Here is an 8,125-nt window from a genome sequence, read left to right on the forward strand (position 1 = left end):
CAGCTACATTCGAACAACTCTACTAATTTTTAACAAGAAGGTACCATCAAATCTCATAGTTTATTTGGCTTACTCAGATCACCAACGACCCCACGTTAAATTCATATACTTATAACCTTAGGACGCTTTTTCCATTCACTGAGCTCTACAGTCCAATACCTTGCCCATTCTTTCGTTGCTTTAAATCTTGGGTGATTAGTATTCAGCATAACTTCACGAAAATCTATAAACCCTGGTACTCCTCCCACATCTTCTGGAGGTGTTTGACCACTTGCCTCCAGCAAATATGGCGATTCCTTATCCCATTCATCGATTACATTTACAAGCTGAATTTCATGTTTCCATTCGTCTCCCATATCATAGGTATAGATTATGTTCCTATCCTGGGTCAAAAATTCTGACAAGGTGAGCCCATCCATTAAGATTGCTTCTTCATCGTACTCTAAGTCTTCTTCAAAAGGGACAATTCTAGCAACAAGCTTACCTTTTTCCTTTTCAAACACAGTAAAGTCATATAGATGGCAGTTCCTCCAATGAAATGCTGACTGTAACACCTTGTGTAATTGTGCAAATTTTATATTGGCAGGTAGTATAATTTTACGTACAGCCTTGTATATGTCCAAATCAAGTGTAACCAGTAACTCAAAGGCACGGTATTTATATGCTTGCTTTCCAGTCATTTCAGAAAGTGCGTTAATCATTGCCTGATAGGGATAGAATCCCTCTTTATTAGCACCTGAATAATTGACAATCAATCGGTTTGCTGCGACTCCAACCGTATCACTAAACATTTTTGCAATACCGTTATATTCATTGCCTACATAAAAAGCACATTCTGTCCCAGCTTTTGTTACCCATGCTGCTGCCTGTCTGCTGCTATTTTGAACAAATTCCACCTCACCTGACAGGTGCATATATTCTGCAACAAGCTCAGGGTTTAAATTCATAGCAAGAAGTGTGTTTGATATCGCTACTCTCATCATTTCCGCTACATTTTTAAGGGAATTTCGCTTAACTTGATAAATTGCGACAGTAAAGCGTGTGGCATGGTTCACTAGAACAAGCATATCCTCTGTCCTTCGATTGTCCCAAACTTTAGTCCAGTTTGCTGTCCAAGTAAACAGTGGATTTGCAACTTCATTAATAGGTGGTGGTTTTATTCCTATAGCAGTGGCCAATTTTTTAGTTAATGCAATTTGCATATTTTATCCTCACTTTCAAATAAATTCTTGCAATCGAATCATTCATTAAATGCATGATGTTAATCTTTAATAAGGTCGTCACAGAAACCCGCTACGTCACTCAATCAATCTGAGTGTGCCCAAAGATTAGCTTTAATTTTCTCCCAAGAACTCAATGTCTCGCCTCCTTTAACTCATTAAGTTACTTGAGAAGTCTATCTGTAACACCATTTGTCATTAGATCTTGTATTAGTGTAATCAGATCCTCTGCTGATAACTCTTTATCATTTCTAAACCAATAACTCATGATTCCAATCATTGCTGAAAGAATATACTCTAAAAGGAAATCAAATTCTATAGGGCTTAACTTACTATATTTAAGGAGTTCTTTTTTAAGAATAGGCTTTATTGAGTTTTTAAGCTTGCTTGCAAAAGCAGGATCACCATTATCCCCAAGTAAAACAGAATAGTATTTACTATTTTTCTCATATATTTTCATTAACATATCAAGGGGCATACCCATTGTTTGATTCTGTATAGTAAATTGGGGTAATTCATCCAAAGAAGGTATCAATGAAGCTTCTAATTGCTCAAGAACATCATAAATATCTGTAAAATACTCGTAAAAGGTTCCTCTATTATAACCTGCCTTCTGAGTGATTTCTTTTACAGTTATTTTTTCAACCCTTTTCTCACAGTACAAGGACCAAAATGAATCTATTAGGTTTTGTCTAGTCTGTGCTGTTACCTCAGGTCTTTTTTTCATTTTTTCATCTCCTTAAGTCCGACAATTGTTTCCCTATTGTCGGTTGATGATTGGTGCAAACACAAGTATACTTTTATTGTACAACAAGTTGTCGGATAATAAAAGAGGAAGACGAATATTATGATTACAATTCTATGCTCAGGTTCTAGAGGAGATTATCAGCCATACATAGCCCTTGCACAAGAGCTTAAAAAACTTGGAAAGGATGTACGTATAGCTGGAATGAGGGATTATGAGGGCTTTGTGCGAAACTACGATATTGATTTTTACCCTATTCAGGCTGATTTTAAATCTCTTAATGTTGATGAGAAAATGCTTAGAGAGGCTCAAACAGCGGATAATCCTTTAAAAATGCTTTTAACCTTCAATAAAATGAAAAAATACGGCGCTAGCATAACGAATGAATTCTATGCTGCCTGCGTTGGAAGCGAATTAATTATTTATCACCCAGGCCTTACTCTGGGCTATTTTGCCGCAGAAAAGTTAGGTATCCCATCCGTTTTAGCTTCCCCATTTCCTATGCATAAAACAAAGGAACAGACCTCTGTTATTCAATATGGTAGAGTAAAATCTACACCGTTTAAGAATATAATTAGCTACCATATGCTACAAGGGATGCTTTGGCTTGCATCAAAGGATTCAGTAAAGAGATTTTGGAAAAAAGAATTTGGCAGTCTTCCAAAGAGCTTTGGCCGTCCATATGAACGTCATACTGATCAGAAGCATCCAGCTGTAATTTCCTGTAGCAATTTTGTATTTGAAAGACCAAAAGACTGGAATGAGAACATTCACCAATATGGCTACTGGTTCGTGGAAGAACAAACCGATTATACCCCTCCCAAAGATTTATTAGATTTTCTAAACAATGGTGATAAGCCTATATATATAGGGTTTGGTAGTGTTTTTCATGAAGAACAACAAGAAGCTTTATATAAATTAGTAATAGATGCTCTTTCTAAGAGTGGTAGACGTGGTATCATCTGCGGAATGGGAAAATTTGATAATCTACCTAATAATATATTTGCTATTGATAGAATATCTCATACATGGCTATTTGATAAAGTTGCTGCAGTTTGTCATCACGGTGGCGCAGGAACAACTGCCGCTGGGTTTAGAGCAGGTGTTCCCAGCATTATTATACCTTTCGCCAATGACCAACATGCATGGGCTCACAGATCTTATGATTTAGGTGTAGGTGCAAAACCTATTCCTATAAAAACACTTACCTCTGACATTCTTGCATCTTCAATAAACTTTGCTCTTCAGGATAAAATTGTTAATAATTCTAAGGCCTTAGCAAGAAACATAGCTACAGAAAATGGTGCTAGGAACTGTGCAGAAGTAATTTTAGATAGCCTTAGGAGGTAGTCTATGAAAAAGTTAGAAAACTGGCAGAAGTCTTTTTTCACTATTTATATAGGGCAGGCATTTTCACTCCTTAGTTCTAGTGCAGTTCAATTCTCAATTATCTGGTGGATTACAGTTCAAACAGGTTCTGCTCTTGCATTGACCATAGCAAGTGTTGTTGGTTTATTACCACAGGCAGTTATAGGTCCTTTTGCTGGAGTTTGGATAGACCGATATAATCGAAAAACTATTATGATAATAGCCGATATTATAGTTGCTACTTCTAGTCTAGTACTCTTTATAGCTTTCTTTTGGGGTATACCAAGTATTATATTTGTTTATGTCGTACTTTTTACAAGATCCTTAGGCGAAATATTTCATAGACCAGCAATGCAAGCAGCAATACCTCAGCTTGTTCCAAAAAACGAACTTACGAAAGCTGGTGGACTTGGTCAAATGGTGCAGTCAGCCTGTTCTATGATGGGTCCAATGCTTGGTGCACTTTTAATGAGCATTGCAACATTACAATATGTAATGCTAGTAGATATTATCGGAGCCACTTTAGCAATCATAACACTATCCTTAGTAAAGATTTCAAAACACAGAGTTAATTTAGGTAGCAAGTTGAACGTTATCAATGATATGAAGGAAGGAATCAAAGCTATAAAATCAAATGAAGCATTAATGAGAATCTCTATTCCTATACTTATTTCAACAATTATATTTGTTCCACTTGGAACACTTTTGCCTTTGATGGTTAAAAATTACTTTAACGGTACCGCTTTACACAACGGAATTATTCAAGCTTTATTCGCAAGTGGAATGTTAATATCAGCAATGGTAATAGGTGTAACAGGAGGTATGAAAAAGCAATTTTTAATGATTTCTCTTGGAATTTTATTCCTAGGAATATGTTCACTGATAGGTGGGTTTCTCCCCGCAAGTGGATTTTGGATTTTCTGTATTGTTGTTTTTATTATGGGTACAACCGGTATGATCTCAAATATACCTTATACAGCCTACATTCAAAAAACAATACCACAGGAAAATTTGGGCAAAGTCATATCCCTAGTGACAAGTGTTATGAGTTTTGCAGCTCCTGTTGGTATGTTTATTGCAGGACCAGTAACTGAAGTAATTGGAATTAGCCATTGGATGATTTACGCGGGAATACTAATGCTTTTTGTTGGAGTATTATCTTATTTATTGACAAGAAAATTCGATTATACAGTACAGTGGGAGGATAGTATATATGAATAAAGTTTTAGATGGTTTATATTTTTGCATTGCTACTTTCCTAAAATTAACCATAGAAACCTGCTAACTCCAATAACATCCAAATTGATCAGTCATATAACTCTAACATTTAAACCACTCTGTACGCAACAACAAACATCTAAACTGCTCTATACAGGGGGTTTATGGCATCTTCGACATGTTCCCTAACAGCAAAAAATCATCTTTTTTCTGTTTTCAGTTTTTATCCCAAAAACGCGGAAAAAGGCTTATACCAAGCCTTTTCCAGCACACTACTTTATTTTCTTGTTATCAATACTAATGTCACAACGTGAAATTCGGAGGACCGTTCCCATTTTTCAAGAATACTGCTAAAATGCTGTGTTTTAGCAGGTTTGATGTCTATACTTACTTCTCAACTTTTCAATCTCGATTAGGCTATTTTACATTTTCGCAACTTTTATCTATTAAACCTGATTTCGTCCATATTTCTCTTCTAGAAAATCGATAGTGGCGCGCATGATTTTTTTTAGCGCTTCCAAATCTATATCCGCCAGCTTTTTGATATAGATGCAGGACTTCCCGATAGTATATTTGCCAAGGTCTTCAAGCAAATACTCATGCTCCGAGCTTCCCGAATAAACATATAACGATATGGCTGCTTTTCTTGGGGAAAAACCAACTAATGGCCAATCTCCTTCTTGCTTGCTACGCTCTGACTTATAATGATAGCTGCCGAATCCGATTATAGAAGGCCCCCACATCTTTGGTGGCTGTCCTGTAACCTCTTGCATCAACTTCACAAGTTCATAGCTATCCTCTCTTTTTTGCTCAGTATTTGCAAAATTGTTAATAAACTCAAAAACGTCTGCATCGTGCTGTTTGGTCTTTAATTCCGCCATATGAGCACCTCCTTTCAACTTGCTAATGCTGGTTTATGATCAACCCAATAATGACTTTGACATTCAATGGTCCGTCGGACAATGATTTCTTTATCGGCTAACTATCATTATAGCATTATTCTTATATGTTGATTAGCCTATTATTCTATCTTTTATATTATTTCAACCCAAAAACCAAAAACATCTACATCGACTTCTCGCCAAGCACTGATATCTAAATCGACCACTCGCAAGGGTTTAAGCCTATTTTGATATGTTCCCACGAAGCAAAAAAATCCGCATTTCTCTCTCCATTTTCGAACGTCAAAACACACAAATGGCTTATATGCTGGGCTCTCCAGACACCCTGATTTAAACCCTTGACATCAATACTACCTACTCCACATGCGTTACAACATAACCTTTATATAAAATAGCAAATCGTACTGTAACCGGGGTAAAAACTCATTACCTATCCCCCCATTTTCACTTCGGTAGTGTCAAGTTAGACACTCCTTTTTAACTAATAAACATCTATTTTATAAGGTTTTCAAAGTTTTTTTGCAAACAAAAACAATGACCCCCTTTTTTCGGTTATAAATGAAGTTCCTAGGCAACAAAAATTTCCTAAAAAGAAAGGTGTCATTGTTATGAACTCAATTATATCCTATTTACTTTTAATAATTCAATATCAAAATCAACAAATTCGTTGGCTTTTGCTATTTATTTCTAAATGTATTTCCCTTGGTCAATGGGCTCATGACGATATTCATTCCCCTAAGTATCAGAATTTCAAGACGGATATCCTTCCAAAGGTTATTTCTTATGAGATATGGAATTACAACACCCTCATTCAATACTATAAGGAACGCTATAACTATACTGTAAAGCCTGTGAATCGTCGTAGTGAATGTGATATCCCTGAAGATTGCAGTTGCTCTTTTTGGAGGTGTTGTTTCGTGAGTTTGTAGAATATAGAAAGTGTGTTGGATTTGACTCTTACTAAAAACTTCTTTCTCATCCAAGTAAGTTCAAGAACTATCTCCTGTCACATTAACACTTTCATCACTAAATCATAGAATTATTCAAAAGCTATTTGACATTAACATAAATATATAATGCTATAAAATATATCAAGTGATATGTTCATGTATCATTTGATATATTTTACTATGTTGGAGGTGATGCAAATGAGTAGTAAAGAAGTAAAGCGTCAAATAATTCTTAACAATGCTGCAGAAATGCTTACATTAAAACCTACAGCTACATTACAAGAAATAGCAGACTACTGTAATATTGGTATAGCGACTTTGCATAGGTACTTTAAGACAAGAGAAATCCTTTTAGATGCGTTAGCAATAAACGCAATCGAGCTGATAGAAGAAGCATTTGAAGGATTCAATTTTAGAGAAGATGACATGAGAGGGAATTTAAAAGATATTTTTGATTTACTCATACCATTAGGTAACAAGATATCATTTTTGAGCATAGCAGCTTCAGTTGATGAAAATCCCCAAGTCGTTAAAAGAGAACGTGCACTTCAAGAACCATTAATTAGAATGATTGATCAGTGGAAGTCTATTGGCGTAATTAAGGCGACATTTTCATCAAGATGGATTATTAGTACCATATATTCTTTACTTTTTTTGACCTGGCAGGAAATATACTCAGGTAATCTTGCAAGAAACAATGCTTCCGAGCAGCTGTTGGACACAATTCTGTTTGGGTTTTCTGAATCTTGATATGAAAAATAAATACAAAGAGGTGTTCCTATGGACAGAGATTCAATTCAAATAACTAAGACAATTAATGATTTGCAAAAAAATCAAGTGTCAACCATGTTTGCTACTACTTTTAGCAAAAAATTTAGTTCAGTCTGGATATTTAGCGAGAATGTAGAGGTAGTTGCTAAGGTTCTCTACAAAAGTATTGATTATAGTAAAGGCTTTATGCGACGAATTGTGATGGAGATATTCTAGGGTTTATAGCTTTGGAGGATGCAGAGGGACGATTCGTCAACATAGATTTTGATACTCTAAAGGCTGGGTTTGGTGGTGCTTCATGGAGAATCATTGCATATATGATTTATAAGGTTTTTCATAATAAAATAAAATACAACGAAATACATATAGATCCTTTAATTGTTGATTCAAAAGCTCAAGGAAATGGCATTGGAACTAAGCTACTTAACGAAGCGTTCAGTTATACTAAGACAGGAAAAAGAGATAAAGTATCTTTATCAGTTGTTAATACAAATACAGATGCTAAGAAATTATACGAGAGAGTCGGCTTTAAAGTAATACAGACTGTATATACTGGCTATTTTACACATTCAGCAGGTTTTGATACAGTGTATTATATGGAGAAACAACTATAGACTTTGGATCCATAGTTGCCATGCACTTTTGATAAAAAGTTATTTAAATCCTCTTAAGCAAAAGCTTAACTTTCGTACTTGACACCTTTAAACATTTATTTCATCAAATTAAATTTTAAAATATTACTACATATGCGTACAGTTTTTTGTCAAATATACACCCGAGGAAATATTTGAAATACTTCAATGAAGCCAAAAACTTTCAAAATCTTTGATACCAGCTCATCTTTTAGCATGTCATGATCGAGTAGGCTGGAACCTTGCAATTCCAACCCCTCACAGAACCGGACTTGCCCTATTAAGGCATCCGGCTCTTCACTTCACCATTTACATAACA

General features: G+C 35.4%; 9 protein-coding genes. 5 read left to right on the forward strand and 4 right to left on the reverse strand.

The window, feature by feature from the left end:
• Window positions 1-101: 101 nt before the first annotated feature.
• A complete protein-coding gene (locus JOC73_RS04940) occupies window positions 102-1,202 on the reverse strand; it encodes a plasmid pRiA4b ORF-3 family protein (RefSeq protein ID WP_204400766.1) in 1,101 nt (366 codons plus the stop codon).
• A gap of 181 nt (window positions 1,203-1,383) precedes the next feature.
• Window positions 1,384-1,947: a TetR/AcrR family transcriptional regulator gene (locus JOC73_RS04945; RefSeq protein WP_204400768.1), complete on the reverse strand. Its 564-nt coding sequence runs from the start codon at window positions 1,945-1,947 to the stop codon at window positions 1,384-1,386.
• 120 nt (window positions 1,948-2,067) lie between these two features.
• Between JOC73_RS04945 and JOC73_RS04950 the strand changes: the two genes are divergently transcribed.
• Both JOC73_RS04950 and JOC73_RS04955 read left to right on the forward strand, forming a co-directional pair.
• Window positions 2,068-3,315 carry a glycosyltransferase gene (locus JOC73_RS04950; protein WP_204400771.1) on the forward strand — a complete coding sequence of 416 codons (1,248 nt, stop codon included), beginning with the start codon at window positions 2,068-2,070 and terminating at the stop codon, window positions 3,313-3,315.
• A 3-nt stretch (window positions 3,316-3,318) separates the two neighbouring features.
• Window positions 3,319-4,554: an MFS transporter gene (locus JOC73_RS04955; RefSeq protein WP_204400773.1), complete on the forward strand. Its 1,236-nt coding sequence runs from the start codon at window positions 3,319-3,321 to the stop codon at window positions 4,552-4,554.
• 443 nt (window positions 4,555-4,997) lie between these two features.
• Here the strand turns inward: JOC73_RS04955 and JOC73_RS04960 are convergent, their stop codons facing one another.
• Together JOC73_RS04960 and JOC73_RS04965 are read right to left on the reverse strand one after the other, a co-directional pair.
• Window positions 4,998-5,432, reverse strand: coding sequence for a DUF1801 domain-containing protein (locus JOC73_RS04960; protein ID WP_204400776.1), 435 nt, complete (start codon window positions 5,430-5,432; stop codon window positions 4,998-5,000).
• 698 nt (window positions 5,433-6,130) lie between these two features.
• Window positions 6,131-6,436 carry a hypothetical protein gene (locus JOC73_RS04965; RefSeq protein WP_204400778.1) on the reverse strand — a complete coding sequence of 102 codons (306 nt, stop codon included), beginning with the start codon at window positions 6,434-6,436 and terminating at the stop codon, window positions 6,131-6,133.
• A gap of 165 nt (window positions 6,437-6,601) precedes the next feature.
• Between JOC73_RS04965 and JOC73_RS04970 the strand changes: the two genes are divergently transcribed.
• The 3 genes from JOC73_RS04970 to JOC73_RS04980 are packed head-to-tail and all read left to right on the forward strand — an operon-like array spanning window position 6,602 to window position 7,788.
• Window positions 6,602-7,153, forward strand: coding sequence for a TetR/AcrR family transcriptional regulator (locus JOC73_RS04970; protein WP_204400781.1), 552 nt, complete (start codon window positions 6,602-6,604; stop codon window positions 7,151-7,153).
• Between the two features lie 30 nt (window positions 7,154-7,183).
• The gene (locus JOC73_RS04975; RefSeq protein WP_204400783.1) at window positions 7,184-7,390 is read left to right on the forward strand and encodes a hypothetical protein; all 207 of its coding nucleotides are present in this window, start codon (window positions 7,184-7,186) and stop codon (window positions 7,388-7,390) included.
• Between the two features lie 11 nt (window positions 7,391-7,401).
• The gene (locus JOC73_RS04980; RefSeq protein WP_204400785.1) at window positions 7,402-7,788 is read left to right on the forward strand and encodes a GNAT family N-acetyltransferase; all 387 of its coding nucleotides are present in this window, start codon (window positions 7,402-7,404) and stop codon (window positions 7,786-7,788) included.
• The last annotated feature ends 337 nt before the right edge of the window (window positions 7,789-8,125 follow it).

Source organism: Alkaliphilus hydrothermalis (assembly GCF_016908555.1).
GTDB lineage: Bacteria > Bacillota > Clostridia > Peptostreptococcales > Natronincolaceae > Alkaliphilus > Alkaliphilus hydrothermalis.

What these genes read in the sequence shown, in the direction of transcription:
- JOC73_RS04950 (WP_204400771.1), top strand. Translation starts at nt 2,068, where the DNA reads ATGATTACAATTCTATGCTCAGGTTCTAGAGGAGATTATCAGCCATAC.
- JOC73_RS04970 (WP_204400781.1), top strand. Translation starts at nt 6,602, where the DNA reads ATGAGTAGTAAAGAAGTAAAGCGTCAAATAATTCTTAACAATGCTGCA.
- JOC73_RS04975 (WP_204400783.1), top strand. Translation starts at nt 7,184, where the DNA reads ATGGACAGAGATTCAATTCAAATAACTAAGACAATTAATGATTTGCAA.
- JOC73_RS04960 (WP_204400776.1), bottom strand. Translation starts at nt 5,432, where the DNA reads ATGGCGGAATTAAAGACCAAACAGCACGATGCAGACGTTTTTGAGTTT.
- JOC73_RS04940 (WP_204400766.1), bottom strand. Translation starts at nt 1,202, where the DNA reads ATGCAAATTGCATTAACTAAAAAATTGGCCACTGCTATAGGAATAAAA.
- JOC73_RS04945 (WP_204400768.1), bottom strand. Translation starts at nt 1,947, where the DNA reads ATGAAAAAAAGACCTGAGGTAACAGCACAGACTAGACAAAACCTAATA.
- JOC73_RS04955 (WP_204400773.1), top strand. Translation starts at nt 3,319, where the DNA reads ATGAAAAAGTTAGAAAACTGGCAGAAGTCTTTTTTCACTATTTATATA.